This window comes from Sphingomonas sp. CFBP 13728, from assembly GCF_014841895.1.
Lineage (GTDB): Bacteria > Pseudomonadota > Alphaproteobacteria > Sphingomonadales > Sphingomonadaceae > Sphingomonas.
Map to the genome: position 1 here is coordinate 717675 of NZ_JACYUS010000002.1, position 25812 is coordinate 743486.

22 protein-coding genes are annotated in these 25812 nt (G+C 66.9%); 6 read left to right on the forward strand and 16 right to left on the reverse strand.

Features of this window, described 5'->3' with window-relative positions; genetic code table 11:
* Positions 1–31: 31 nt before the first annotated feature.
* The gene (rpmB, locus tag IFT67_RS12280; protein WP_056053386.1) at positions 32–331 is read right to left on the reverse strand and encodes a 50S ribosomal protein L28; all 300 of its coding nucleotides are present in this window, start codon (positions 329–331) and stop codon (positions 32–34) included.
* Between the two features lie 182 nt (positions 332–513).
* Between rpmB and IFT67_RS12285 the strand changes: the two genes are divergently transcribed.
* A complete protein-coding gene (locus IFT67_RS12285) occupies positions 514–732 on the forward strand; it encodes a hypothetical protein (RefSeq protein ID WP_055874129.1) in 219 nt (72 codons plus the stop codon).
* Between the two features lie 60 nt (positions 733–792).
* Complete coding sequence (locus IFT67_RS12290; RefSeq protein ID WP_192238691.1) at positions 793–1221, forward strand: nucleoside deaminase; 429 nt, start codon at positions 793–795, stop codon at positions 1219–1221.
* A gap of 153 nt (positions 1222–1374) precedes the next feature.
* Here IFT67_RS12290 and pepN read toward each other — a convergent pair whose 3' ends face one another.
* The gene (gene pepN / locus IFT67_RS12295) at positions 1375–3963 is read right to left on the reverse strand and encodes an aminopeptidase N (RefSeq protein WP_192238521.1); all 2589 of its coding nucleotides are present in this window, start codon (positions 3961–3963) and stop codon (positions 1375–1377) included.
* A 106-nt stretch (positions 3964–4069) separates the two neighbouring features.
* Between pepN and IFT67_RS12300 the strand changes: the two genes are divergently transcribed.
* Positions 4070–5776: a M28 family metallopeptidase gene (locus tag IFT67_RS12300; protein ID WP_192238522.1), complete on the forward strand. Its 1707-nt coding sequence runs from the start codon at positions 4070–4072 to the stop codon at positions 5774–5776.
* On the forward strand, positions 5773–6609 hold the full coding sequence (locus IFT67_RS12305; RefSeq protein ID WP_192238523.1) for a Rossmann-fold NAD(P)-binding domain-containing protein: 837 nt from the start codon (positions 5773–5775) through the stop codon (positions 6607–6609). Before IFT67_RS12300 ends, IFT67_RS12305 begins: the two co-directional genes overlap by 4 nt.
* Here the strand turns inward: IFT67_RS12305 and IFT67_RS12310 are convergent.
* The 3 genes from IFT67_RS12310 to IFT67_RS12320 form a co-directional block, all read right to left on the reverse strand.
* Positions 6522–7442 (reverse strand): EamA family transporter, encoded by a 921-nt coding sequence (locus IFT67_RS12310; RefSeq protein WP_192238524.1) that lies wholly within the window; start codon positions 7440–7442, stop codon positions 6522–6524. The two genes, IFT67_RS12305 and IFT67_RS12310, sit on opposite strands and share 88 nt — an antisense overlap.
* A complete protein-coding gene (locus IFT67_RS12315) occupies positions 7439–8440 on the reverse strand; it encodes a threonine aldolase family protein (protein WP_192238525.1) in 1002 nt (333 codons plus the stop codon). The genes IFT67_RS12310 and IFT67_RS12315 overlap by 4 nt, the downstream gene beginning before the upstream one ends.
* 232 nt (positions 8441–8672) lie before the next feature.
* Positions 8673–10826 (reverse strand): transglycosylase domain-containing protein, encoded by a 2154-nt coding sequence (locus IFT67_RS12320; RefSeq protein WP_192238526.1) that lies wholly within the window; start codon positions 10824–10826, stop codon positions 8673–8675.
* Positions 10827–11028: 202 nt separating this feature from the next.
* Here IFT67_RS12320 and IFT67_RS12325 point away from each other — a divergent pair, with 202 nt between their 5' ends.
* Positions 11029–11652 (forward strand): NADPH-dependent FMN reductase, encoded by a 624-nt coding sequence (locus IFT67_RS12325; RefSeq protein ID WP_192238527.1) that lies wholly within the window; start codon positions 11029–11031, stop codon positions 11650–11652.
* Positions 11653–11789: 137 nt separating this feature from the next.
* Here IFT67_RS12325 and IFT67_RS12330 read toward each other — a convergent pair whose 3' ends face one another.
* Genes IFT67_RS12330 through IFT67_RS12340 form a run of 3 tightly spaced genes read right to left on the reverse strand, consistent with a single transcriptional unit; the run spans position 11790 to position 17719 of the window.
* Positions 11790–13289: an efflux transporter outer membrane subunit gene (locus IFT67_RS12330; RefSeq protein WP_192238528.1), complete on the reverse strand. Its 1500-nt coding sequence runs from the start codon at positions 13287–13289 to the stop codon at positions 11790–11792.
* A 5-nt stretch (positions 13290–13294) separates the two neighbouring features.
* Positions 13295–16504 (reverse strand): efflux RND transporter permease subunit, encoded by a 3210-nt coding sequence (locus IFT67_RS12335; protein ID WP_192238529.1) that lies wholly within the window; start codon positions 16502–16504, stop codon positions 13295–13297.
* A 6-nt stretch (positions 16505–16510) separates the two neighbouring features.
* Positions 16511–17719, reverse strand: a complete 1209-nt coding sequence (locus IFT67_RS12340) for an efflux RND transporter periplasmic adaptor subunit (protein ID WP_192238530.1) — start codon at positions 17717–17719, stop codon at positions 16511–16513.
* A 213-nt stretch (positions 17720–17932) separates the two neighbouring features.
* Here IFT67_RS12340 and IFT67_RS12345 point away from each other — a divergent pair, with 213 nt between their 5' ends.
* The gene (locus IFT67_RS12345; protein WP_244647347.1) at positions 17933–18424 is read left to right on the forward strand and encodes a TetR/AcrR family transcriptional regulator; all 492 of its coding nucleotides are present in this window, start codon (positions 17933–17935) and stop codon (positions 18422–18424) included.
* 108 nt (positions 18425–18532) lie between these two features.
* Here the strand turns inward: IFT67_RS12345 and IFT67_RS12350 are convergent, their stop codons facing one another.
* From IFT67_RS12350 to IFT67_RS12385, 8 genes are all read right to left on the reverse strand, one after another.
* Positions 18533–19564 (reverse strand): histidine kinase dimerization/phosphoacceptor domain -containing protein, encoded by a 1032-nt coding sequence (locus IFT67_RS12350; RefSeq protein ID WP_192238531.1) that lies wholly within the window; start codon positions 19562–19564, stop codon positions 18533–18535.
* The gene (locus tag IFT67_RS12355; RefSeq protein ID WP_056053360.1) at positions 19561–20001 is read right to left on the reverse strand and encodes a response regulator; all 441 of its coding nucleotides are present in this window, start codon (positions 19999–20001) and stop codon (positions 19561–19563) included. The genes IFT67_RS12350 and IFT67_RS12355 overlap by 4 nt, the downstream gene beginning before the upstream one ends.
* On the reverse strand, positions 19998–21503 hold the full coding sequence (locus tag IFT67_RS12360) for a sensor histidine kinase (RefSeq protein WP_192238532.1): 1506 nt from the start codon (positions 21501–21503) through the stop codon (positions 19998–20000). The genes IFT67_RS12355 and IFT67_RS12360 overlap by 4 nt, the downstream gene beginning before the upstream one ends.
* 75 nt (positions 21504–21578) lie before the next feature.
* A complete protein-coding gene (locus tag IFT67_RS12365) occupies positions 21579–22358 on the reverse strand; it encodes an exonuclease domain-containing protein (protein ID WP_107964229.1) in 780 nt (259 codons plus the stop codon).
* 27 nt (positions 22359–22385) lie between these two features.
* A complete protein-coding gene (locus IFT67_RS12370; protein WP_093398397.1) occupies positions 22386–22835 on the reverse strand; it encodes a PH domain-containing protein in 450 nt (149 codons plus the stop codon).
* A gap of 379 nt (positions 22836–23214) precedes the next feature.
* Entirely contained in the window at positions 23215–24588 is a 1374-nt protein-coding gene (gene pgmG / locus IFT67_RS12375; protein WP_192238533.1) for a phosphoglucomutase/phosphomannomutase PgmG, read from the reverse strand.
* Between the two features lie 67 nt (positions 24589–24655).
* Entirely contained in the window at positions 24656–24910 is a 255-nt protein-coding gene (locus IFT67_RS12380; RefSeq protein WP_056053349.1) for a DnaJ domain-containing protein, read from the reverse strand.
* Positions 24907–25749 (reverse strand): division plane positioning ATPase MipZ, encoded by an 843-nt coding sequence (locus tag IFT67_RS12385; protein ID WP_192238534.1) that lies wholly within the window; start codon positions 25747–25749, stop codon positions 24907–24909. The genes IFT67_RS12380 and IFT67_RS12385 overlap by 4 nt, the downstream gene beginning before the upstream one ends.
* Positions 25750–25812: the final 63 nt, after the last annotated feature.

The window sequence follows — 25812 nt, forward strand, 5'->3', positions numbered from 1 at the left end:
GCTATTAGGCGACAACCGCCAGCCGTCGCTGTTAGGCGGCGACCGCCGATGCTGCGATCTTCTTGACGACTTCGCGCTTCAGGCGACGAACGCGGAGCGACAGCTTGTCGTCCGAGACCTTCACCAGCCAGTTGTCGAGGCCACCGTTATGCTCGACGGTGCGCAGGCCGTGCGTCGAAACGCGCAGCTTGACGCCCTTCTCGAGCGAATCAGAAAGCAGCGTGACGTTCTGCAGGTTCGGCAGGAACGTGCGCTTGGTCTTGTTGTTGGCGTGGGAGACGTTGTTCCCGACCATCCGGCCCTTGCCGGTCAGTTCGCAGATGCGCGACATGTGATTACCTATTCAAGTGTCGGGAGGAACCCCGGAAAGGCGCGCGGATAGCTGGCACGCCGGCTTTCGTCAACCGATTCACGTCGAACGTGCCCGCGGTTGTTCGCAATGGGCATTGTGCAACCCACGGCGATCGACGACGTTGTTACGCTATCGAACTGTTCAATAAAAGGGGATGTCCCATGCGTACGCTCTTGTCTCTCGTCGCGATCGTCGTGCTGGTCGTGGTCGGCCTGATGTATTTCGGGATCATCAACATCGACCAGACCCGCCAGGGCGTCGTTCAGGCGCCGAAGTTTCAGGCCGACGTCGCCAAGGTCACGCTCGGCACGGAGAACAAGACCGTGGCGGTGCCGACGATCAACGTCGAGAAGCCGGCCAACAGCCAAGCGCCGAACTGATCTTTACGGGCGGGCACGCGCGGGGCAGGGCCTGAGGCCATGTTCCCCGTCCCCGCCCCTATGCGCCGCGCGCTCGACGCGGCACGCGATGCGGCGCTGGCTGGGGAAGTCCCGGTCGGCGCCGTTGTCGTGAAGGACGGCGTTATTATAGCTGTGGCGGCCAATGCGCCGCGGGCGCTGTGCGATCCGACTGCGCACGCCGAGATCCAGGCGATTCGCGCTGCTGCTTTGGTGTTGGGGAGTGACCGGCTCGAGGGTTGCGATCTTTGGGTGACGCTGGAGCCATGTGCGATGTGCGCGGGGGCTATCGCTCATGCCCGGATCGCGCGGCTCTATTATGGGGCGGCGGATGCGAAGGGCGGGGCGGTCGAGCATGGGCCGCGGTTTTTCGGGCAGCCAACGTGTCACCATCGGCCTGAGGTTTATGCGGGGATTGCGGAGACCGAGGCTGCGATGATGCTGCGCGAGTTCTTTACGAGCCGCCGGTAGGGGCCGCGCGTCCGTGATCCTCCCCCCGCAAGGGGGAGGTGGCACCGAAGGTGACGGAGGGGGAGGGTGTCGCAACAGCAGTGGTCGCTGTCCTCCCCCTCCGTCTGGCGAGAGCCAGACACCTCCCCCTTGCGGGGAAGGATCAGATTCGGGTTAGCCTTCGAGACTCTTGGACGCCTGCTCGAACAGGTCCTTCGACAACCCCGGCGTCCGCACGATCCGCTCCAGTTCCGCGCGCATCAACCCAGCCCGACCCGCATCGAACCTTCGCCAGCGGCCCAGCGGCGGGAGAAGCTTCGCTGCGGTCTGTGGGTTCAACCGGTCGAGCGCGATCAGCTGGTCGGCGAGGAACCGGTAGCCACTGCCGTCGGCATTGTTGAACGCCCGCTGGTTCGCGCCGAACGCGCCGATCAGCGAGCGGGCGCGGTTGGGGTTGGTCAGGGTGAAGTCGGCATGCTCGGCGAGCCCCGCGACGATCGCGCCGGTATCGTCGCGCGACGACTGCGCTTGCGCCTGGAACCACTTGTCGAGCACCAGCGGGTTGTCGCAATATTGGCTGTAGAAGATGTCGAGCGCGGTGGTGCGGATCTCGGACTCGCTGCTGACCAGCGTCGTCAGCGCGCCCATCCGGTCGGTCATGTTGTCCGCCGAATCGAACTGCGCGAACGCGAGGTCCGCCGCATCCGCCGCGCCGCTTGCCGCTATATAGCCGAGTGCGACGGTTCGCAGGCGACGCAGGCCCTTGCCCTCCGGCGTATAGGCGTAGGACTGGCCCTCACCCCGCGCATATGCCTGCCGCCATTGCGCCTCCAGCCGCGTGCCGAGATCGCGCCGCAGCGCCTCCCGCGCGCGGAAGATCGTCTCAGGGTCGACGACGGCCATCTGGTCGCCGATGAAGCTCTCCGACGGCAGCAACACCGCCTCGGCGACGAACGCGAGGTCGAGATCGGTATTGGCGAGCGTGTTCGCGACCGCGGCGATGACGCCCTCGTGATCCGCATTCCCGCCCGCCGAGGCGACCAGCGTATCGAGCATTAACTGTTGCATTGCCTCGTAGCGCGCGAACGGATCGTCGTCGTGCGCGCTGAGGAAGGCGAGGTCGGCAGCGCTACGGTCGCTCTCGACCACCACCGGGGCGGAGAAGCCGCGGTTGATCGACAGCACCGGGCGCTCGGCCAGGCCTTCGAATTCGATCGTGTCGAGCGTGTCGTCGAACAGGACGAGGCGCTCGTCGGTCAACGCCGCACCCGATTCGGCACCGAACAGCTTCACACGCAGCGGCAGCACCATCGGCGACTTCACCGGCTGGCCGGGCGTCGCGGGTACCTGCTGCGCGAGCCGCAGCGTCGCGCGGTCACCGCTGTGCGAGAGGCTCGCCGAGACGCGCGGCGTGCCCGCCTGCGAATACCAGAGGCGGAACTGGGTGAGGTCGACGTTGCCGCCTTCCTCCATCGAGGTGACGAAATCCTCGCAGGTGGCGGCGGTGCCGTCGTAGCGGTCGAAATACAGGTCGGTGCCCGCGCGGAAGCCCTGCGGCCCGAGGATCGCGGCCATCATCCGAATCAGTTCGGCGCCCTTGTTGTAGATCGTCGCGGTGTAGAAGTTGGAGATCTCCTGGTAGGATTCCGGGCGTACCGGATGCGCGAGCGGGCCCGAATCCTCGGGGAATTGCGACGCACGCAGGCCGCGGACGTCCTCGATCCGCTTGACCGCGCGCGAACCCTGGTCGGCGGAGAAGCCCTGGTCGCGATAGACCGTGAAGCCTTCCTTCAGCGAGAGCTGGAACCAGTCTCGGCAGGTGATCCGGTTGCCCGACCAATTGTGGAAATATTCGTGCGCGACGACCGCGGCGATCGCGTCGTAATCGTAGTCGGTCGCGGTATCCGGGTCGGCGAGGATGTAGCGCGAGTTGAAGATGTTGAGCCCCTTGTTCTCCATCGCGCCGAAGTTGAAGTCGTCGACCGCGACGATGTTGAACACGTCCAGATCATACTCGCGGCCATAGGTCGTCTCGTCCCACGCCATCGCGAGTTCGAGCGCCTTCAACGCGTGGTCGGTCTTGGGGAGATCGGCCTCGCGCACCCAGATGCCGAGCGACACCTCGCGGCCCGACATCGTCGTGAAGCTGCTGCGGTTCACCGCGAGGTCGCCGGCGACCAGTGCGAACAGATAGGAGGGTTTGGGGAAGGGGTCGTGCCAGGTCGCCCAGTGGCGGCCGTCTTCGAGATCGCCCTGTGCGACCGGATCGCCGTTCGCGAGCAGCACGGGGAAGTGTTTCCTGTCCGCGGTCATGCGGACCGAATAGATGCTGAGCACGTCGGGGCGGTCGGGGAAATAGGTGATGCGGCGGAAGCCTTCCGCCTCGCACTGGGTGCAGAGATTGCCGCCCGAGGCATAGAGCCCCATCAACTGCGTGTTGCGATCGGGGGCGATCTCGACCTGAGTCTCGACGACATGCGCGGCGCCGGTGAGCGGGATGACGAGCTGTTCGCCGTCGATCCGCCAGTCGTTGATCGCGAGGCCGTCGACCGTGACCGAAAGCGGCTTCTGGCCCGCGCCGTCGAGCCGGAGCGGTGCGGCGTGATCGCCGTTGCGCGTCACCGACAGTGTTGCCGTTACGCGGGTGGTGGAGGGATCGAGGTCGAAATCCAGTTTCGTCTCGGGGACCAGCCACTCGGGCGGGGTATAGTCCTCGCGGCGAATGACGAGCGGGTGGGCGAGACTGTTCTGGATATCGAGCATATGTTTGCGAATATAGGGCCGTGGCCGCCTATCGCCAGCCAAAGCTTGCGCGGGGGACGGTGGATGCTACGCCGCTGCAACACGTTCCCTTTGCAAGGATTTCCGGATGTATCGTCCTATCGGCGCGCTCGCGGTGCTCGCGCTTTCTACCTCTGCCCTTGCTCAGACTGCGCCCCAAGCTGCCCCCGCGCCGGTCCCGGTGGCCGCGCCGAATACGGCCGGGTTGAACGCGAAGCTCGCCGCGCCGCTGCCGGCGGATCAGGCGGCGATGAAGGCGCACGTGCTGTTTCTCGCGTCGGATGCGATGAAGGGTCGCGAGGCCGGCAGCCCCGAGTTCGACATCGCCGCGCAATATGTCGCCGCGCAATTCTACGCCGCGGGGCTTCGTCCCGGTGGCGACCAGGGCGGGTATCTCCAGACCGTGCCGCTCGTGTCGTACAAGGCGGCGAGCAAGGGCGATTTCGTGTGGACGGGTCGCGGGCCTGCGCAGCCGCTCGTGTTCGGTGAGGACTATGTGCCGGCCGCGAACGGCGCGAAGGCGGAGACGAGCGTTTCGGCGCCCGTCGTGTTCGTCGGCTACGGCATCGACGCGCCGCAATATGGTCAGGACGATTACAAGGGCGTCGACGTGCGCGGCAAGATCGTGGCGTATTTCGGCGGCTCGCCCGCGCGGTTCGGCGGCGAGGAGCGCGCGTTCTTCGGGTCGGGCGGCACGAAGGCTGCGATCGCGCAGGCCAAGGGTGCGGTCGGCGTGATTACGCTGCAGAGCCCACGCTCGGCCAAGGTGCGGACCTTCGCCAAACTGGCCGACTCCTATGCCACGCCGCGCATGACGTGGGCGAACCCCGACGGCACCGGCAAGGTCGAAGCGTCCGGCGCGCCCTCGCTCGGCACGGTCAGCATGGCCGGTGCGGCCAAGCTGTTCGCGGGTGCGAAGACGCCGTGGAGCCGGATCGTGAAGCAGGCGGACCGCGACAATGCCAAGTTCAAGGCGGTGCCGCTGGTCGGTACGCTGACCGTCGCGACCAAGACGAGCTTCGTGCCTGCCGCGAGCAGCAACGTGGTCGGCGTGATCCCCGGCAGCGATCCGGTGGTCGGCAAGGAGGTCGTCGTGCTGTCGGCGCATCTCGATCACATCGGCATCACCAAGCCAGTGAAGGGCGACGCGCTCAACAATGGTGCGCTCGACAATGCGATCGGTATCGCCAGCCTGATCGAGGAGGCCAAGCGTTTCACGGCCAGCGGGCAGGCGCCAAAGCGGACGATCATGTTCCTGGCCGTCACCGGCGAGGAGAAGGGGTTGGTCGGCAGCGATTACTTCACCAACCACCCGACCGTGCCGCTGACCTCGATCGTCGCGGACGTGAACCTCGACATGCCGATCCTGACCTACAAGTTCGAGGACATGGTCGTGTTCGGTGCCGAGCGCTCGACGATCGGCCCGATCGTGCAGAAGGCGGTGGCGGCGATCGGCGTCGGCCTGTCGCCCGATCCGATGCCGGAGGAGGGCATCTTCGTCCGCTCGGATCATTTCCGCTTCGTCCAGAAGGGGATTCCGTCGGTGTTCCTGTGGCCGGGTCAGAAGGGGCCGGGCAAGGCGGCGGTCGCGTATTTCATGGCGAACAATTATCACAAGCCGTCGGACGATCTGACGCAGCCGATCCTGTGGGATCAGGGCGTGCGGTTCGTCGATGCGAACTACCGGATCGCGCGCGAGATCGCCGATGGCGCGCAGCGGCCGGTGTGGAACGCGGGCGACTATTTCGGGACTTTGTACAAGGGGCCGATGGCCGGCGCGGCGGTGGCGCCATGAGCCGGCTGCTGGTCTTTGGTCTCGGCTACACCGCGTCGCGGCTCGCCGAGCGGCTCGCGGCGGATGGCTGGCACGTCGTCGGTACGACGCGGGACGGGCGCAAGGGTACGCTTCGGTTCGACGACACGGATGCGGTGACCGCGGAGATCGCAGCGGCGACGCATATCCTGTCGTCGGTGCCGCCCGAGCATGAGGCGGACCCGGTGCTCGGTCACTATGGTTCGCTATTGCTGCGGACTCGAGCCTGGATCGGCTATCTGTCGTCGACGGGCGTGTACGGCGATGCGCAGGGCGCGTGGGTGGACGAGACGGCGCCGATCGGTGGCGGTCGTCGGAGCGCGCGGGCGGCGGCGGATGCGGACTGGCTGGCCATTGGCGCGCGGACGTTCCGGCTGCCGGGGATCTACGGGCCGGGCCGCTCGCCGCTCGACCGGGTGCGGCAGGGCAAGGCTCACCGGATCGAGCAACCCGGCCAAGTGTTCAGCCGCGCGCATGTCGACGATATCGTCTCGGGTGTGATCGCCGGGTTCGATGCGCCGGCGGGGGCGTATAATCTCGCGGACGACGTACCTGCATCGCAGAACGACGTGGTGACGTTCGCGGCGATGCTGCTCGGGATGCCCGCACCGCCGTTCGTGACGCTCGAGGAGCTCTCGGCGATGGGGCGCGGATTTTATAACGAGAACCGGCGGGTCGCGAACGGCAAGGCTAAGCGCGTGCTCGGCTGGACGCCCGCGTGGCCCGACTACCGTGCCGGCCTGCGCGCGCTGAGTGCGATGACGAGGCCGATGCCCGACAGGATCGCGCCGGCGACGGCCAGCGTCGACCAGTGATAGTGCTCGAAGATCGTCGATAGCAGCATCGCGATCACCGGCACGATGACGCCCGAATAGGCCGCCTTGGCCGGGCCGATCGCGCGGATGACGTTGAAATAGAGCGGGAAGGCGAGCGCGGACGCGAACACGCCGAGATAGAGGATGCCAGCGACGTAGCCGAAGCGCGGCTCGAACACCGGCGGACCAGTGGTGATCCAGGCAAAGGCCGCGTCGAGGCTCGCGCCGATCAGCATCGCCATCGCGAGCGTCGGCGCCATCGGATAGCGTTTGGCGAACGCACTACCCTGAATGACGTTGGCGACCGACGCGGCCATCACGCCGCACAGCGTCAGGACGATGCCGATCGTCGCCGAGCGCGGCCCGTGCGGATCGACCCGCGCCTCGTTGACGAACAGCAACGCGACGCCGGCCATCGCCACCGCGCACCCGACCATGAGCTGCCGTCCAAGGCGCTGCTTGAGGAAGATGCGGCCGAAGATCGCGTTGGGTACGAGCAGCAGCGCGAACACCACCGCGACGAGCCCGGAGGTGACGTAATGCTCTGCGCGGTAGACGAAGTTGAAGTTGAACGTGAACAGCGCGATGCCGATCACCGCCGCGAACGCGTAGCCGCGCGCGTCGAACCTGAAGCTCTCGCGCTTGATGCCTGCGTAGATCGCCATTGCGATGCCGGCGACGAGGAAGCGGTAGCTGATCGACCAGCTCGGCGGCACAACCGCGATCTGGTCGCGGATGACGAGCCAGGTCGAGCCCCAGATCAGCGTGACGATGCCGAACGGGATCAGCACCGCGGCCCGCGTAGACTGTGGTGGGTCGGTGGGGCCGGTCACAGCTCGCGTAGGGCGTTGGCGAGCAGGCAGACTGCGTCCGCCGGGCTGTCCCACGCAGTGACGAGGCGGATCTCGCCGGCGGCCCAGTCGTAGAAGTCGAAGCCTTTCGCGCGAAGGGCTGCGGCTTCTTCGGGGGTGGCGCGGAGGAAGACTTCGTTGGCTTCGACCGGGTGGACGAGGCGGTCGCTGGCCGCGGTGGCGAGCTTGGCGGCGGCGTCGTTCGCGGCCTTGGCGTTGGCGAGCCAGAGGTCGTCTTCGAGCATCGCGAGGATCTGTGCGGCGAGATACCGCCCCTTCGATAGGAGGAGCCCGGCGCGCTTGCGGCGATATTGCGTGACGGCGGCGAGGTCGGGCTTGAAGAAGACCAGCGCCTCCGCGCTCATTGCGCCGTTCTTGACGAAGCCGAAGCTCAGCGCGTCGACGCCGGCGCGCCACGTCATCTCGGCGGGCGAGCAGCCGACGCGTGCCATCGCGTTGGCGAAGCGCGCGCCGTCCATGTGGAAGCCGAGCCCGCGCTCCTTCGCCAGCGCGCCGATCTCCGCGACCTCGTGTGGCTGGTACACGCGGCCATATTCGGTGGCGTTGGTGATCGAGATCGCGTGCGGCTGGACGCGGTGGACGTCGTCGGGGATCGCGTCGAGGACGGTACGGATCGTGTCGGGGGTGAGCTTTGCGCCGTCGCCATCGGCGAGGAAAAGCTTGGCGCCGTGCGTGTAGAATTCGGGCGCGCCACCCTCGTCGTTCTGGATGTGCGCGTCGCGGTGGCAGACGATGCCGCCGTGCGGCGGGCAGAGTGCTGCAAGCGCGAGGCAGTTGGCGGCGGTGCCCGTCGGCACCCAGAGAACGGCGACATCGGTCTCGAACAGTTCCGACAGGCGGCCGTCGAGCTGCTGGCTCCACGCGTCGCCGGCATAGGCGGTGTCGAGCGTGTCGGCGGCGGCGATCGCGGCCATGACCTGCGGGTGGATCCTGGCGGCGTTGTCGGAGAAGAAGCGCATGGGTGAGACATGCTGCGATGCGGTGGTGGCGTCAACGGGGGCGTCTCGCTGAGTTGCGAATCCCTATTCCTACTCATCCACCCCGGCGGAGGCCGGGGCCCAATTGGGGGCGGTAGGTGGCGAAGGGCTGCGCGTCGTTACCGCGACCTTTCCAATTGGGCCCCGGCCTTCGCCGGGGTGGTGCCCAATAGCCGGGGTGGTGCTGAGTGGGCGGGTGCCGTCGATTAGCGAACTACTGTCCTTCGTCGGGTCCTTGTTCTTCCTCCGGAGGCCGGCGATCGTCGCGGGGGGGCGGGCTTTCCTGGCGGTCGCGGCGGGAGGGGCCGACGGAGATGGTGCCGTCCTCTCCCATCTTCAGGTTGAAGCCGAGCCCCTCGATCTCGCCGCCGAGGGGCAGAACCGAATTGTCCTCGTCGTCCGCTGGCAGTGCGTCCGGATCGACTTCCTCTACCACCGGAGCAGGCGCGGCGATCGGGGCGATCCCCAGCGCGCTCTGCATGAAGTCGCGCCAGATCCGTGCGGGGATACCGCCGCCCGACAGGCCAGGGTTGGAGGAATTATCGTCGTTGCCGACCCACACGCCGACCACCAGGTCGCGCGCGAAGCCGACGAACAGCGCGTCTTTGTTGTCTGACGTCGTGCCGGTCTTGCCAAACGCGTCCACGGTCAGGTTCGCGCCGCGCCCGGTGCCGGTGCGGATCGAGGCCGCCAGCAGATCGAGCATCTCGTCGTGGATCTTGCTCGGCATCTCGGTCGCGCCGCCGGTCAGCGACTGGTACCAGCCCTTCTCGCGGACGTCGGCGAGGCCGCGCGGCTGGACCGGATATTGCTCGCGCGCGATCGCGGCATAGGCGGCGGTCAGTTCGAGCAGCGACACCGTCGAGGTGCCGAGGCCGATGGTAGCCTCGCTCGGGATCGGCGTCGAGATGCCGAGGTCGCGCGCCGCCTTGATCACCGCCTTGACGCCGACCTGTTGCGTCAGCCGGGCCGCGGCGACGTTGGACGAGCGCGCGAATGCCTGGCGGAGCGTGATCGTGCCCTGATAGCGGCCGTCGCTGTTCTTTGGCGTCCAGTCGCCGATCGTCACCGGGCGGTCCTCGATCGTCGAATCGGGGGTCAGGCCCTGGCGCATTGCGGCGAGGTAGACGAACAGCTTGAAGGTCGAGCCGGGCTGGCGGCGGGCCTGCGTCGCGCGGTTGAACGGGCTTTTCGCGTAGTTCTTGCCGCCGATCATCGCGACGACGCGGCCATCGGGGCGCATCGCTACCAGCGCGACCTGCGCCTGCCGAAGCCCGGCGCGTGCGACGGTGCGTTCTGCTGCGCGCTGTAACCGCGGATCGAGTGTCGTCTGGACGGTCGCCTCGGTCTTGATCTCGCCAGCCTGGTCGCGTGCTTCGGGGAGGATCCAGTCGGCGAAATAGGTGCCGTTGGGGAGCTGCGACGGGCGGCTGCCGAGCACGCGCTGCGGCTGGACCGCGTCGCCCTCCGCCTTGGTGAGGAAGCCCGCATCGACCATCGCGCCGACGACGACGGCCTCCCGCTTGCGCGCGCCTTCGAGGTTGGAGGTGGGGGCGAGACGCGACGGTGCCTTGACCAAGCCGGCGAGCATCGCGGCCTGACCGACGTTGAGCTTGTCCGGCGTGCGGCCGAAATAATGCTTGGCGGCCGCGCTGATCCCGTAAGTGTTGTCGCCGAAATAGACGTTCGAGAGATAGCGCGAGAGGATTTCGTTCTTCGACAGCCATGCCTCGAGCCAGAACGCGATCATCGCCTCGCGGATTTTCCGCGTCGCGGTGCGGTCCGAATCGAGGAAGGCGTTCTTCGCTAGCTGTTGGGTGATCGTCGAGCCACCCTGACGGACGCCGCCCGAGCCCATGTTCGCCCATGCGGCGCGCGCGATGCCGCGGGGATCGACGCCCCAGTGCGAATAGAAGCGACGATCCTCGATCGCGAGAAACGCCTGCGTGACGTGCGGCGGGAGCTTCGAAGCGTCGACCGACTTGCCGATGATCGCACCGCGTCGTGCGATCGGCGTGCCGTCGTCCGCGGTCAGCGTGATCGAGGGCGGCGTCGGCGGCTGGAGCGACTTCGACAGCGGCGCGGTGATCGCAAGCCAGATGATCGCGATCACCAGCAGGACGATGCCGATCCCCGCTCCGCGCAGGATCCACCGACCGATCGGACGCTTGCGTCGTGGCGCGCTGGGAGTGGCGTAGGCCGCGCCGAAGTCGCGATCGTACGGGGCCGAATCTTCGCCGTCCCGCTCCGCTTCGTATTTCTGGCGCAGGCGTTCGCGCTCGGTGATCAACCGCTCGCGCTCATAGGCATAGGGCTCGCGGTCGCCGCTGGAGCCGGAACGGTTGGTGTCGAAGGGATCGGGGCGCATCGGTCGTTCCAGCGGGTCGGCCAAGCGGCGGACGTCAGGTGTATTATCGTTCTATGACAGCTCGGGCAAGTCTGTGCTTGCGCCGTTCGTTCCTGCGCATGCTTAACGTGTACAGGGGCTTAGCGACAGCGGCACGACGTCCGCGTGATGAGAACCGACCGAAGCTGTTGTCATCGCGCGGCGAAACGGGAAAGAGCATCGCATGACGTTCGAACAGGATAAAACCGTGGCCGCTTCCGACACTCCTCCCGCCGTTCAGCCGCTGGTCGTCGGCATCGGCGGCACGATCGGCGGCGTCTCGTCGACCGAGCGTGCGCTGCGGATCGCGCTCGATGCGGTCGAGAAGCAGGGCTATCGCACGCAGATGTTCGGCGGCGCCGACATGGCGCGCCTGCCGCTATACGATCCGAAGGCGACGACGCGGACGCCCGACGAGCAGGCGTTCGTCGCGGCGGTGCGCGAGGCGTCGGCGGTGATCATCGCAAGCCCCGGCTATCACGGGAGCATTTCAGGCGTGGTGAAGAACGCGCTCGACCTGCTGGAGGAAACCGCGCGCGATCCCGAACGGCCGTATCTGGCGGACATGCCGGTCGGGCTGATCGCGACGGCGTATGGTTGGCAGGCGACGGGGAGCACGATCGCGGCGTTGCGGTCGATCGTCCATGCGTTGCGTGGGTGGCCGACGCCGTTTGCCGCCGCGATCAATACGCAGGTGACGAAGTTCGACGATGAGGGCGGGGCGAGCGATCCTGCGGTGCTCGAGCAGCTGCGGCTGGTCGGGCGGCAGGTCGCACGGTTCGCGCCGTTGTCCGAGCCGGCGAACTAGCGCGATCTTTTATCCTCCCCCGCCAGGGGGAGGTGTCGCCGTAGGTGACGGAGGGGGAGGACACGGAACAGCGGTTTTCGCGTTCCTCCCCCTCCGTCTGGCAAGCGCCAGCCACCTCCCCCTCGCGGGGGAGGATTTTACTTCAGGCCACCACCGAGCGAACGGTAGAGTTCGACCGCGTTGCTGTCGCGGACGAGGCGCGTCGCGAGCAGGCTCTGTTGCGCGGTGTAGAGCGCGCGCTGCGAATCGAGCGTGTTGAGGAACGGGTCGATCCCGGCGCGGAAGCGGAGCTGCGACAGGTTGTACGCGCCCGCCGCATTGTCCCGTAGCGACGTCTGCGCCTCGAGCTGGCTGTTGATCGTGCCACGACGAGCGAGCGCATCGGCGACTTCGCGGAAGCCGGTCTGGATGCTCTTCTCGTACGTGGCCAGCATCGCGTCGCGCGTCGCCTTTGCGTATTGCAGATTGCCCTTGTTGCGGCCGAAATCGAAGATCGGCTGCGTGATCGTCGGCGCGACCGACCATTGCTGGCTGCCGCTGCCGAACAGGTTCGACAGGCCAAGGCTGAGCGTACCGAACGCCGCGGTCAGCGAGATGTTCGGGAAGAACGCAGCGCGCGCCGCGCCGATGTTCGCGTTGGCGGCGATCAGATTATGCTCGGCCGCGGCGACGTCTGGACGGCGCAACAGCACCTCCGACGACAGGTTGGCGGGCAAATTCTCCAGCGTCGGCGTCTTGTCCGGCATCCGCGCGGGGAGCAGCGCCGGCGTCACGGTCGTCCCGGCGAGCAGGTTGAGCGCGTTCTGGTCTTGCGCGATCAGCGTGGTCGCGTCGGCAATGTCCGAGCGGGCCTGATCATAGGTGGTGCGCGCCTGACGCACTTCGAGTTCGGAGGCGATGCCGATCCGGAAACGATCCTGCGTAAGCTTTAGCGTCTGGCCGAACGCGCGCTCGGTATCCTGCGCGATCTTGAGACGGTCCTGGTCCGCGGCCATCGTCAGCCACGCGGTCGCGGTCTCCGAGATCAGCGAGACCTGGGCTGCGTTGCGGTTTTCCTCCGCGGCGAAATACGCTTCCTGCTGTGCCTGGGTGAGGTTGCGGATGCGGCCGAAGAGATCGATCTCCCAGGCCGAAACGCCGACATTGGCCGAGTAGATGTCGATACGACCGCTGCCGGCCACCGCGCCTGCACCGGTTCCGCCGCCGACACCGCCGCCACCCGTGCCGCCACCCGTGCCGCCGCCGACGCCACCGCCGCCGACCGCGTTGAACGGCGACTTCTGGTAGGTCGCGCTGCCGGTCGCGCCGAGCGTCGGGAACAGGTCCGCGCGCTGGACGCGGTATTGCGCGCGCGCCTGCGCGACGTTGGCGACCGCGATGCGGACGTCGCGGTTATTGTCGAGCGCGAGGCGGATCACGCCGCGCAGGCGATCGTCCGTGAAGAACGCCTCCCACGCGGTGTCCGCGGGGACGATCGCGTTCGCGGCGTTGCCGGCCGCATAAGCGGGGCCAGTCGGTCCGCTCGGCGCCACGGGAAGCTCCGGGCGGACGTATTTGGGGGCGAGGTTGCACCCGGCGAGCGTGAGCCCGGCGGCGAACGTGAGCGCGGTGCGGCTGGAGATCTTGGTCGAGAACATCTGGATCAGGCCTCCTGCGGCCGCTGGTCGTGGGGCGGATGGCCGCCGTCACGGTTGTCGTCACGGTTGCCGTCGTGGTCGGGCACCTGGTCGCGGTCTTGCCCCGAGCCGGCCTTGTCCTGCTTGAAGACGCGCTTCACGAGCAGGAAGAACAGCGGCACGAAGAAGATCGCGAGGACGGTCGCGGACAGCATGCCGCCGACCACCGCCCAGCCGATCGCGTTCTGGCCGCCGGCGCCGGCACCGCTCGACAATGCGAGCGGCAGCACGCCGAAGATGAACGCGAACGACGTCATCAGGATCGGGCGAAGGCGAAGCTTGGCCGCCTCGACCGCGGCATCGGCCGCGTTCATCCCGTCGCCCATCTTCTCCTCGGCGAACTCCACGATCAGGATCGCGTTCTTCGCCGCCACACCGATCGTCGTGATCAGCCCGACCTGGAGGTAGATATCGTTGTTCAGCCCGAAGATCATCGCCGCGCCGACCGCGCCGAGGACGCCGAGCGGCACCACCAGCAGGACGGCGATCGGGATCGACCAGCTCTCGTACAGCGCCGCGAGGCAGAGGAACACGATCAGCAGCGACAATGCGTAGACCGTGGTCGACTGGCCGCCCGACAGGTTTTCCTCGTAGCTGAGGCCGGTCCATTCATAGCCGATGCCGGGTGGCAGCTTGGCCGCCATCTCCTCCATCGCCTTGATCGCGGTACCGCTGCTGACGCCTGGCGCCGGCGAGCCCATGATCTCGAACGAGGCTACGCCGTTGTACCGTTCGAGTCGTGAGGGCCCGTAGTTCCAGCTCGTCGTCGAGAAGGACGAGAACGGCGCCATCGCGTTGCTGGTCGTGCCGCGGACGTAGAAGTTGCCGAGATCGGCGGGCGTCGTGCGGAACGGAGCGTCGGCCTGCACGAACACCTTCTTCACGCGACCGCGGTCGATGAAGTCGTTGATGTACGCGCCACCGAACGCGGTGCTGACGGTGGTGTTGATGTCCGCCTGGCTGAGGCCGAGCGCGCCGGCTTGCGCCTGGTCGACGTTCAATTTCAGCTGTGGCGCATCCTCCAGGCCGTTCGGACGGACCTGCATCAGGCGCTTGTCCTGGCTGGCCATGCCGAGCAGCATGTTGCGCGCTTCGAGCAGTTTCTCGTGACCGACGCCGGCATTGTCCTTCAGCATGAAGTCGAAGCCATTGGCGTTGCCGAGTTCCTGCACGGCGGGCGGCACGAAGCCGATCACCATGCCGGCACGGACGCCTGCGAGCGCCTGGTTGGCACGCTGCGCGACCGCCGCGACGCCGTTCTCCTTGCCGCTACGATCTTCCCACGGCTTGAGCTGGATGAAGGCGATGCCGACATTCTGGCCCTGGCCGACGAAGCCGAAGCCGCTGATCGTGAAGATACCCGCGGTGTTGGCCTTCTCGTCGATCATGAAGTGATCGCGGACCTTGTCCATCGTCCGGGCGGTCTCCTCCATCGGCGTACCCGACGGCATCGAGACCTGCGCGAACATCACGCCCTGATCTTCCTCGGGGAGGAAGCCCGACGGCAGCCGGACGAAGATGAAGGCCATCGCCACGACGATCACGGCATAGACCAGCATCGTGCGGACCCAGCCCTTCTCGACGCGGCGCAGGCCGTTGCCGTACTTGCCGACGCCCTTGTCGAAGGTGCGGTTGAACCAGCCGAAGAAGCCCTTCTTCTCGCCGTGACCTTCCTTGGCAGGCTTCAGGATCGTCGCGCAGAGCGCAGGCGTCAGGATCAGCGCGACCAGCACCGAAAGCGCCATCGACGACACGATGGTGATCGAGAACTGCCGGAAGATCACGCCGGTCGAGCCGCTGAAGAACGCCATCGGCAGGAACACCGCCGACAGGACGAGGCCGATGCCGACCAGCGCGCCGCTGATCTCGTCCATCGACTTTTTGGCGGCTTCCTTCGGGCTTAGTCCTTCTTCCTGGATCAGGCGCTCGACGTTCTCGACGACGACGATCGCGTCATCGACGAGCAGACCGATCGCCAGCACCATGCCGAACAAGGTCAGCGTGTTGATCGTGAACCCCGCGACCTGGAGCACGGCGAGCGAGCCGAGCAACACCACCGGGACCGCGATCGTCGGGATCAGCGTGGCGCGGAAATTCTGGAGGAACAGGAACATCACGAGGAAGACGAGGACGATCGCCTCGATCAGCGTGTGGATGACCTGCTCGACCGACAGCCGCACGAACGTCGAATTGTCGATCGGGAACGCGACCTTGACGTCGGGCGGGAACTGCTTGGCGATCCGGTTGACCTCGGCCTTCACCAGCTTGACGGTGTCGAGCGCGTTGGCACCCGGTGCCAGCTTCACGCCGAAGCCTGCCGCCTGCTTGCCATTATAGCGTGCCTGGAAGCTGTAGTTCTCCGAACCCATCTCGACGCGCGCGACGTCCGACAGGCGCACGGTCGCGCCGCTGGTCGCCGAACGGACGATGATCGCACGGAACTGCTCCGGCGTCTGGAGGCGCGACTGTGCGGTCACGGTCGCGTTGAGCGACTGGCCCTTCACGGCAGGCAGACTGCCGACCTGGCCGGCCGAGACCTGTGCGTTCTGCGCGGTCAGGGCGGAGGTGATGTCGGTGACGGTAACGCCGAGGTTCGACATCTTGAACGGGTCGACCCAGATCCGCATCGAATATTGCGCGCCGAACACCTGCGTGTCGCCGACGCCCTTGATGCGGCTGAGCGGATCCTGGAGCTTCGAGGCGATCATGTCGCCGAGATCGACCTGGTCGTGGTCGCCGTTTTCCGAATAGGCGGCGATGATGAGCAGGAAGTTGGCGGTCGCCTTGGTCACGCGAAGACCGGCCTGCTGCACTTCCTGCGGCAAGAGCGGCGTCGCCTGTTGCAGCTTGTTCTGCACCTGGACCTGCGCGATGTCGGGATCAGTGCCCTGCTCGAAGGTGAGCGTGATCGCGAGGTTGCCCGAGCCGTCCGAGGTCGAGGCGAAGTAGCGAAGGTTGTCGATGCCCTTCATCTGCTGCTCGATGATCTGCGTCGTCGTGTTCTCGAGCGTCTGTGCGTCGGCGCCCGGATAGGACGTCGCGACCGTCACCTTGGGGGCGGCGATCTCAGGGAACTGCGCGATCGGCAGCGACCGGATCGCGAGGATGCCGGCCAGCATCAGGATGATGGCGATGACCCATGCGAAGATGGGTCGATCGATGAAATAGCGTGACATGGGCGGTTACTTCCCGGCCTGCGCGGAATTGTTGCTGGTCGCACCGGACGCGTCGCCGCCTCCGGGTGCCGCGCCGGCGGGCTTGGCGACCTGCTGCGGGGCGGCGGGCTTGACGGTCGAGCCGGGGCGCAGATTGAGCAGACCCTCGACGATCAGCTTGTCGCCGGGCTTCAGGCCGCTGGTGACGATCCACTTGTCGCCGATCACGCGATCGGTGGTGACGGTGCGCTGCTCGACCTTGTTCTGCGCGTTGACGACCAGAGCGGTCGCACCGCCACGCGGATCGCGCGTGATGCCGGCGGTGGGCGCCATGATCGCTTGGGCACGCGTGCCCTCGACCAGCTTGGCGCGGACATACATGCCGGGCAGCAACAGGCCGTTGGGGTTCGGGAAGCTCGCGCGCAGCGTCACCGCGCCGGTGGTCTGGTCGACCGTGACTTCGGAGAATTGCAGGCGACCCTCGATCGGATAGGTGCTGCCGTTCGGAAGGATCAGCTGGACGCGCGCGCTGCCGTCGCCGCGGGTCACGCCGCCGCTCGCCATCGCCTGCTTGAGATCGAGCAGCTGCGCCGCCGACTGGACAACGTCGACATACACCGTGTTGGTCCGCTGGATCGTCGCGAGCGGATCGGTCTGGCCCATCTGGACCAGCGCGCCGACGGTCACGAGCGACCGGCCGATGCGGCCAGAGATCGGTGCCTTGATGCGCGTGAAGCCCAAGTTGACGCGCGCCGACTGGACCGCTGCCTGCTGCGCTGCAACATTCGCGCGAGCCTGTTGCGCGGAGGCGGTGGCGTTGTCCGCCTCCTGCTTGCTAACCGCGTTCAGCTGGACGAGTTGGCCGTAACGCTGCGCCTGGAGGCGGGTCGCGTTGATCTGCGACTGGGCCGCGCCGAGCTGGCCCTGCGCGCTGGCGAGCGCCGCGCGGTAGGGGGCGTCCTCGATCGCGTAGAGCACCTGGCCCTTGCTGACCATCGCGCCCTCGGTGAACAGGCGATCGCGGACCACGCCGCTGACCTGCGGACGGACCTCGGAGGTCTCCACTGCGGCGATACGGCCGGGGAGTTCCGAAGTGAGCACGACCGATTCTTCGGCGACGGTGACGACGCCGACGGTCGGTGTGGGCGGAGGCGGCGGAGCCTGCTCCTTGCTGCACGCCGTCATCAGCGCCAGCGCGGCCAGAGCCACCGTTCCCCTGAGGTTCAATTGCTGCATGTTAAGCATCCCGACGTCGTGCAGATGAGTTTTACCGGAATGAACGTTCATTCCGCTTGCTTTGCCCGCTATGATCGTGCGAGCGGCGGGTCAACCAAAAAACGCATCGGGAATATGATTTTGAGTGCAGTGCAGCATGAGATGGGGAGCCGGGAACGTATCGTAGCCGCGGCCCGTCATCTGTTTGCGACCCAAGGGTTTCACCAGACTCCGATGTCCGAACTGGCGGTGGCGGCGGGCGTTTCCGTCGGCCAGATCTATCGCCTTTTCACCGGCAAGAATGCGGTGATCCAGGCGATCGTGATGGAAGATGCTGCCGCCAAGATGGCCGAGCTGCAGACGATGAACGACTCGGTCAAATCGGAACGATTCTCGATCGAGGAAGGGTTCGTCGAACTGGCACGGCGTGCGTTGTCGAAGGGTGACGAGGCGCTGTCGTTCGAGATTATGGCGGAGGCGCATCGCAACGCCGATGTCGCCGACACGATCGCCGACCTGTGCCGCGATTTCCGCCGGATGATCCGCGAACTCGCCTGCGTCGCCAATCCGGACTTGCAGGAGAACGAACTGGAGGGCGCGGAGGAGCTGATCCTCGCCTTCATGTTCGGGCTCGGCCACCGTACGCTGTCGCGGCCGCGGTTGTCGGAGGATGAGACGGCGCGATTGACCGGGCGGATGATCTTGGCCGCGGTGCGCGCGATCTGAAATCCCGGAGAAACCCCGTCATCCTGACGAAAGTCAGGATCCAGAGTAACGCAACGCTGTCCTGCTTGGCTCTGGATCCTGACTTTTGTCAGGATGACGGACGAGTGCCTACCGTACCGCGGCGCGGAGGGTGGCGCGGACGCCGGTGTGGGTCGGGTCGTATTCGACGATCGACTGCAGGCTCTGCGCCATTGCGCGGATCAGCTTGGTGCCGAGCCCGGTGCCGCGCGGGACGGCGTCTTCGGGAATGCCGCAGCCATCGTCCTCGACCGCGAGCAGGAAGACGTCGTCGTCGATGCGGCGCAGCGCGACGCGGACTTCGCCGCCGCCGGTGGGATAGGCGTATTTGCAGGCGTTGGTGACGAGTTCGGTGACGATTACGCCAAGCGACACAGCGCGGTCGGTGGGCAGGCGGATCGGCTCGGCGGCGAGGCTCAAGGCGCGGGGGAGGGCTTCGGTCGACCAGGTTTCGGCAAGTTCGTCGACCAGCGCGCCGAGATATTCCTGCATGTCAACGCTCTCGACGTCGTTGCTGGTGTAGAGCCGGCGGTGGACCTGCGCGATCGCCTGGATGCGGCGCTGGGTATCCTCCAGCGCCTCTCGCGCGGACGGGTCGGTCAGCGCGGTCGCCTGGAGGCGGACCATCGCCGAGACGAGTTGCAGCGAGTTGGCGACGCGGTGGTTGACCTCGCCGAGCAACGCCTCGAGCCGCGCGTTGCTGGCGCGCAGATCGGCTTCGGCGGACGCCTTTTCCTGTTCGAGCAGGGCGCGGGCGCGCACCTGTTCGAACGAGGCGGCAAGCAGGTCGAAGAAATCGTCGCCGACCGTCTTCACGACGTAATCGGCGGCACCCGCCTTCAGCGCGGCGACCGCGATGCGGCCTTCCTCGGAGCCGGTGACGTACACGACGGGGGGCGGATCGGGCAGACGGCGGAGTGCGTCGAGGGTTTCGAGGCCGTCCATCCCAGGCATGTAATGGTCGACCGCGATCAGGTCGAAGCGCTCTGCGGCGGCCTTCACGACGCCCTCGGCCCCCGTCTCGGCAACGGTCATCCGGTAGCCGCGACGTTCGAGCGCGCGCGCCGCCAGCCGCCGGATCCCGGCGTCGTCGTCGATGTAGAGGACGCGCGTTTCGCTCACTCGGCTTCGGGGACCTGGATCACCGACAGGAACAGCCCGAGCTGACGGATCGCCTGCGCGAAACTCTCATAGTTGACCGGCTTGGTGATGTAGACGTTGCAGCCGAGGTCGTAGCAGCGCTCGATCTCGACCTTGTCGTCGGTGGTGGTGAGCACGACGACCGGCGTGCGCTTGAGCGGGCTGCCCTCCGCCTTGATCCGCGCGAGGATGTCGGTGCCGCTCATGTCGGGCAGGTTGAGGTCGAGCAGGATCATCGCCGGGCCGCTTTTCGCGGGGCCGTCTGCGGCGTTGAACAGAAAGTCGAGCGCGGTGGTGCCGTCGGTGAAGTGACGGATATCGTTCAGGATGCCGGCGCGGCGGATGTTCTTCTCGATGAGGCGGGCATGGCCCTCGTCATCCTCGATCATCACGATGCCGACGGTCTTGTGATCGTTCATGCTGCGTCCTGGATGGTCATGTGGGTCGGCAGATTGAGCCGGAAGGTCGCGCCGTCGCCGAGCGTCGACTGTACGTCGATCGTGCCGCCGAGACGATAGGCGAGTGCGCGGACATGCGCGAGTCCGATGCCTTCGCCGGGCTGGTCCTGCGTGCCCGAGCGGCGGAACAGGTCGAACACGCGCTGGTGATCGCGCGGATCGATGCCGCGGCCGTTGTCGACCACCGACAGGATCACGCGACCGCGTTCGGTATGGCCTTTCACGACGATCTCGCCGGGGCGGCCGGGCTTCAGATACTTGGTCGCGTTCTCGATCAGGTTCGACAGTATCTGTTCGAGCGCGAGGCAATCGGTGACGATTCCCGGCATCGGCCGCTCGACGCGGACCACGGCGCCGCGATCGTCGACGATGTGCTGCAGCGCGCCGACGATCGTGTCGACCAGTTGTGCGGGGTCGATATGCTCAGGGGCGATCGTCCGGCGGCCTTCGCGCGCGAGCTTGAGGATGGCGTTGATGAGCCGGTCCATCTTCTGCGTCGAGGTGCGGATGAAGCCGATCGCCTCGGGCAGGTCCTCGCGCGCCGCCAGCCGGGCGTCTTCGGTGAGGATGTGCGGCGCTTCGGCTTCGGCGCGGTCGACCAGCTCGGCGAGCGGCCCTGCGGCGGTCGCGAGTTCGGCGGTAAAGCCCATCACATTGACGAGCGGCGAACGCAGGTCGTGGCTGACGATATAGGCGAAGCGCTGGATCTCCTCGTTCGCGCGGCTGAGGTCGGCGGTGCGTTCCACGACCTGCTCCTCGAGCGTCTCGTTGAGGGTGCGCAGGCTGTCGCGCGAGGCGGCGAGGTCGGCGGTGTAGCGGCGGATCAGCAGGACCGCGAGGATCGCGACGATCAGCAGCAGCGCCGCGGCGAGCCCGGCGACCGAGAGGAACAGCGCGCTGGTGCGTTCCTGGCGCTCGGTCCGGATACCGAGCAGGCGAACCTCGTCGGCGGCCATCGCCTGGAGGCGGTAGCGGATGCCGCGCATCAACGGCACGCTGGCATCGACCGCGAACCGGCGCTGCGCCTCGGCGATCCGGCCCGCGGCGACCAATGTCATCGACTGCGTCCGAAGCGCGCGCAACTGGACGAAGCGCGGCTCGATCAGGTCGAGGCGGGCACCTTGCCGCGGATTGTCGCGGGTCAGATGGCGCAGCTTGCGGATCGACGGGACGAGGTTGCCCGCAGTCCGCGCATAGGCGGTGGCGAACAGCGGTTTGCCGGCCAGGATGTAGCCGCGCCGCGCCGTCTCGGATTGCTCCATCTGGATCTGGAGCGTGGCGATCGCCTGGCGGACGTCCTGCGTATGGAGGATCTCGGCGGTATAGGTGCGGTTGCGGACGGTGATCCAGCCGATCGCGATCGCCGCGGCGGCCAACGCGATGAAGCCGAGCGTCATGAACGCGACCAGCCACCGTGCGACTCGCCCTTCCGAAGAGGGTAGTTTCAGGCGTACGCGAACCATGGGACGGGCGGTGTAGGCTGGCGGATGTCGTTACGCCAGCGATACTGCCGCGTCCGCCAGCGTAACGATATTGATTTAGAGCAGCAGGTCCTGCGCGCTCGCCTTGCCGACGCGGCCGCCACCGCTGCGCCGGTCCATCTCGTGGTTGGCGGTGAAGCGGATATCGGGATCGCGGTCGGTCATGAACGCCATCAGCGTCTCGTGATCGAGCTCGGACCATTCCTTGCCGCGATCGGGGCCGTAGCGGACGCGGGGAATCAGGCCGGGGTCGCGCGACCACTCGACGAGTTGCGCGAAGCTCGCCTCGTTGAGCATGTCGCGCAGGTGGAACGCGGTGACGTAGGCGTCGGGGAACGCACGGTGGGCAGGCAGGCCGCGCTCGTGCTCCATGCCGTGCGGCTTGCGCCAGTAGCGCAGCACCTGATTGGAGAAGCTCGGCGAGTCGGGCCAGAGGCGGAGCGCGCATTTCCAGGTGCAGATCCACTCGGCGTCGCGGGTAAGCGCGGGGGTGCAGAATTTCTGCTCGAAATCGGCGCGGTGCGCGGCGAGTGCGAGCCGGCGTGGCCACGGGTCGAGCACCTGGCGCGCACAGTCATGCCAATACGGCGCGTCGGCGACATGCTCGTCGAGGATGTGGTGGATCGCTTGAGTCACGGGCGGGATCAGTCGGCCGGGATTGACGAGCAGGCTGCCGCCTTCGCCGTAGATCTCCCAGCGGCCGTCCTCACCGAGCGCGACGTCCTGCCAGCCGATCTCGCAGACGCCGTGGGCGGGCGGGGCCGAGCCGGTGGTCTCGAGGTCGACGACCCGGATCATCTGGGGCTGGGGTTTGGGCTTGGGATAGGGGGGCGCCATGGCCGCCATGTGGGGACAAAAGCGCGCTTAATCCAGCGCGTATGCGTCATCCACGTCGAGTTCGCGGACGCCACGGCGCTGGCGGGCGCGGTCGACGAGCTTGCGCAGGCCTTCGCGGCGGTCGCGTGCCATCGGGATGTCGCGGAGGGTGAACTCGCCGCCGCTGGTCGTGCGGTCGCTCGAGGTTAGGATGATCGTGCCGATGTCGGTCATCTGGTTGAGCAGCGAATAGCCGAGCCGGACGTCCTTGATCCGGTAGAGTTCGATCTCGTCGATCGTCTTGAACAGGATGCCGCGCTTGATGATCAGGCGCTGGTCGGTGATCTCGTAGCTGGCGCTGCGGTTCTTGAGCCAGCGGACGCCGATGATGACGAAGCCTACGCCGGCGAGACAGGTGAGGAGGGTGCCCCAACCGGCAAAGCTGCCGAGCAGCCAGCGGCGCGTGCTGGAGCGGAATTCGTCGACTGGGCGCTCCACGGGGGGACTCCTTGGGGTGGTGGCGGGACGGTAGGCTGGGGTGGTGGCGTGTCAATCATGTGTGGCTGTCGCCAACACAACGCCGTCATTGCCACCTCATCGTCATCCCCGCGAAGGCGGGGATCCATAGTCTCCGAACGGTCGTGATCCATTGGGAGGCCAGCCAGTCTGGGTTCCCGCGTCCGCGGGAATGACGGGGGGTGGGGGGCACTTCACTGCTCGCAGCAAGTACTTCGTCTAATTCCGGGAGCGCCCTCTCCACCAGCACCACCCAGGCGGAGGCCGGGGCCCAATTGGGGGAGGTTGCTAACGGAAGACAGCGCGCAGTTACTTCCACCTTTCCACTTGGGCCCCGGCCTTCGCCGGGGTGGCGGCCTTGTTACGGTACCGATCTCACAACGCCGCTTGCCGCGAGTTGCGCGTCGACCTCTGCCAGAAGTGTATCGAGCGCGCTCTGGTCCTTTGCCTCAACGCGCACGGTCAGCATCGCCTGGGTGTTCGAGGCGCGGAGGAGCCACCACCCATCGGCGGTGGTCACCCTCGCACCATCCGTGAGGTCCATCTCCGCGCCCTCCGACTTCAGCCGCGCGATCACCTCGTCCACCACCGCGAATTTGCGCACATCCTCGACCGGAAAGCGCAGGTCCGGCGTCGCCACCAGCGCCGGCATCGCGTCGCGCAGTTCGGTGAGCGACCGCCCCGACAGATGCACCGCGCGGATCAGCCGCACCGCCGCATAGTGCGCGTCGTCGAACCCGTAATATTCGCCCGCGAAGAACAGATGCCCGCTCAACTCCCCGCCGATCGGTGCACCGGTGCGAGTCATCGCGGTCTTCATCAGGCTGTGGCCTGTGGCGGCCATCACCGGCTCGCCGCCCAGTTCGGCGATGCGGTCGAACAGGGCTTGGGATGATTTCACGTCGGCGACGATCGGTGCGCCGGGGTGCTCGCGCAGCGCAGGTTCGACCAATATGGACAGGATCTGATCCCCCCAGATCACCCGTCCCGAGCCGTCGACCGCACCGATCCGGTCGCCATCGCCATCGAAGGCTAGTCCGAAATCGAGCTTCTTCTCCGTGACCAGGCGTTTGAGATCGGCGAGGTTCGCCTCTTCGGTAGGATCGGGATGATGGTTGGGAAAATTGCCGTCCACGTCGGCGAAGATCACATGATGCTCACCCGGCAGGAGCTGGACGAGCTTCTCGATCACCGGACCCGCGGCACCGTTGCCGGTATCCCAGCCGATCCGGTACGCACCGCCCGCATAGCCGAGCATCAGCCGGCCGACATAGGCGTCCAGCACATCGGCCGTCGTGACTTCGCCAGCACCGTCGCTCCACGCGCCCGACGCGGCGAGCGTGGCGAGATCCTGAATGTCGTCGCCGAAAAATGGCGCGTGGGCGTGCACCATCTTGAAGCCGTTATAGTCGGGGGGATTGTGGCTGCCGGTTACCTGGATGCCGCCGTCCACTTCTAGCGTCGCTTCGGCGTAATAGAGCATCGGGGTGGAGCTGAGGCCGATGCGGACGACGTCGACGCCGCCCGCGACGAGGCCGGAGACGAGCGCGGCTTCGAGTTCGGGCGAGGAGTTGCGGCCGTCATAGCCGACCGCGACGCGCGTTCCGCCAGCGGCGCGGATGCGGGTGGCGAAGCCTCGACCGATCGCCACGGCGTCGGCGGGGCCGAGCGCTTTGCCGACGATCCCGCGGATGTCGTATTCGCGGAGCGAGGTCGGGTCGAACTGGTGGGTCATAGGCCTGTCTTTCCGTTCGTGCTGAGCTTGTCCTTCGACTTCGCTCGGGACGAACGGCGGTTTGAGGTTAGCGTGCGCGCTTCAGAAGGAGGTCGCGCGCCGCATTCACGCGCCGGGTCAGGTCGGTCGAGCCGCCGCGGTCGGGGTGGACCGAGGCGATCAGGCGGCGGTGCGCGCTGCGGATCGCGTCGGCGTTCGCGCTGCTATCGATGCCGAGGATCGAGCGGGCCTCGGCTTCATCCGTCACCACGCGCTGCTTCGGCTTGGGGCGAAGGTAATGCCATGCCGCCCAGATAAACAGCGCGGCGACGATCCACTTCATGCAGCCACACCCGAGACTGGGCCCGGCGTCTGTTCCGCCATGACCTCGGGCAGCTGCAACGCGGCCATCATCTCGCGCAGTTCCTGGCGCGCGGCGACGTGGCCGAGGCCCATGCTGCCGAATTCCTTGGCGTCGATCATCGTCAGGCCGGCGGGAAACATCTCGCGGTAGATCACACGTTCGCCGAGCCCCGGGATGATCCGGAAGCCGACGCGCTTGGCAAGTTGCGCCAGCGCATCCGACACGCGGCGCATGTTGCGCGCCTCGATATGCTGGAGGCGGTTGCGCAGCACGACCCAGTCGATCGTCGTGCCGTCGGCGCGTGCGCGCTGCTTTCGCGCATCCCAGATCAGTTCGGAATAGAAGCTCGGGCGCGTCACCTGATAGGTCTCGGGATCGACCTGGCCGATCAGGTCGAAGTCGACGAAGCTGTCGTTCATCGGCGTGACCAAGGTGTTCGCGAGCGCAGCCGCAGTGCGCGCAAACGGATCGTCGCGGCCGGGCGTGTCTACGACGAGGAAGTCCGAGCCTTCGCACAGCGAGTGCCACAGGTCTTCGAACTGGTCCTCGCTCTGGTCGGACAGCGTCGCGTGGCGCGGCATCGGCAGCACCGAGCCGTTGCGCCTCATCGTCTCGGCACGATTGTCGAGATAGCGGCCGACGGTGCGCTGGCGGTGATCCAGATCGAGACACGCGACGCGCGCACCCTTGGCGGCAAGCGCGATCGCGACGTGCACCGCGGTCGTCGACTTGCCGGTGCCGCCCTTCTCGTTGGCGAACACGATGACGTGCGTCGAAGCTTGGGGGGAAGCTTGAGGGGAATCCGGGCCCGTGGCCAACGCGCGTTTCCTTATTGATCGTAACAGTCACCCTTCATAGAAGCCGCGACCGCACTTATCGAG

Excerpts from the sequence above, each read along its gene's own strand:
- rpmB (WP_056053386.1), bottom strand. The coding sequence starts at position 331 with ATGTCGCGCATCTGCGAACTGACCGGCAAGGGCCGGATGGTCGGGAAC.
- IFT67_RS12285 (WP_055874129.1), top strand. The coding sequence starts at position 514 with ATGCGTACGCTCTTGTCTCTCGTCGCGATCGTCGTGCTGGTCGTGGTC.
- IFT67_RS12290 (WP_192238691.1), top strand. The coding sequence starts at position 793 with ATGCGCCGCGCGCTCGACGCGGCACGCGATGCGGCGCTGGCTGGGGAA.
- pepN (WP_192238521.1), bottom strand. The coding sequence starts at position 3,963 with ATGCTCGATATCCAGAACAGTCTCGCCCACCCGCTCGTCATTCGCCGC.
- IFT67_RS12300 (WP_192238522.1), top strand. The coding sequence starts at position 4,070 with ATGTATCGTCCTATCGGCGCGCTCGCGGTGCTCGCGCTTTCTACCTCT.
- IFT67_RS12305 (WP_192238523.1), top strand. The coding sequence starts at position 5,773 with ATGAGCCGGCTGCTGGTCTTTGGTCTCGGCTACACCGCGTCGCGGCTC.
- IFT67_RS12315 (WP_192238525.1), bottom strand. The coding sequence starts at position 8,440 with ATGCGCTTCTTCTCCGACAACGCCGCCAGGATCCACCCGCAGGTCATG.
- IFT67_RS12320 (WP_192238526.1), bottom strand. The coding sequence starts at position 10,826 with ATGCGCCCCGATCCCTTCGACACCAACCGTTCCGGCTCCAGCGGCGAC.
- IFT67_RS12325 (WP_192238527.1), top strand. The coding sequence starts at position 11,029 with ATGACGTTCGAACAGGATAAAACCGTGGCCGCTTCCGACACTCCTCCC.
- IFT67_RS12330 (WP_192238528.1), bottom strand. The coding sequence starts at position 13,289 with ATGTTCTCGACCAAGATCTCCAGCCGCACCGCGCTCACGTTCGCCGCC.
- IFT67_RS12335 (WP_192238529.1), bottom strand. The coding sequence starts at position 16,504 with ATGTCACGCTATTTCATCGATCGACCCATCTTCGCATGGGTCATCGCC.
- IFT67_RS12340 (WP_192238530.1), bottom strand. The coding sequence starts at position 17,719 with ATGCAGCAATTGAACCTCAGGGGAACGGTGGCTCTGGCCGCGCTGGCG.
- IFT67_RS12345 (WP_244647347.1), top strand. The coding sequence starts at position 17,933 with ATGTCCGAACTGGCGGTGGCGGCGGGCGTTTCCGTCGGCCAGATCTAT.
- IFT67_RS12355 (WP_056053360.1), bottom strand. The coding sequence starts at position 20,001 with ATGAACGATCACAAGACCGTCGGCATCGTGATGATCGAGGATGACGAG.
- IFT67_RS12360 (WP_192238532.1), bottom strand. The coding sequence starts at position 21,503 with ATGGTTCGCGTACGCCTGAAACTACCCTCTTCGGAAGGGCGAGTCGCA.
- IFT67_RS12365 (WP_107964229.1), bottom strand. The coding sequence starts at position 22,358 with ATGGCGCCCCCCTATCCCAAGCCCAAACCCCAGCCCCAGATGATCCGG.
- pgmG (WP_192238533.1), bottom strand. The coding sequence starts at position 24,588 with ATGACCCACCAGTTCGACCCGACCTCGCTCCGCGAATACGACATCCGC.
- IFT67_RS12380 (WP_056053349.1), bottom strand. The coding sequence starts at position 24,910 with ATGAAGTGGATCGTCGCCGCGCTGTTTATCTGGGCGGCATGGCATTAC.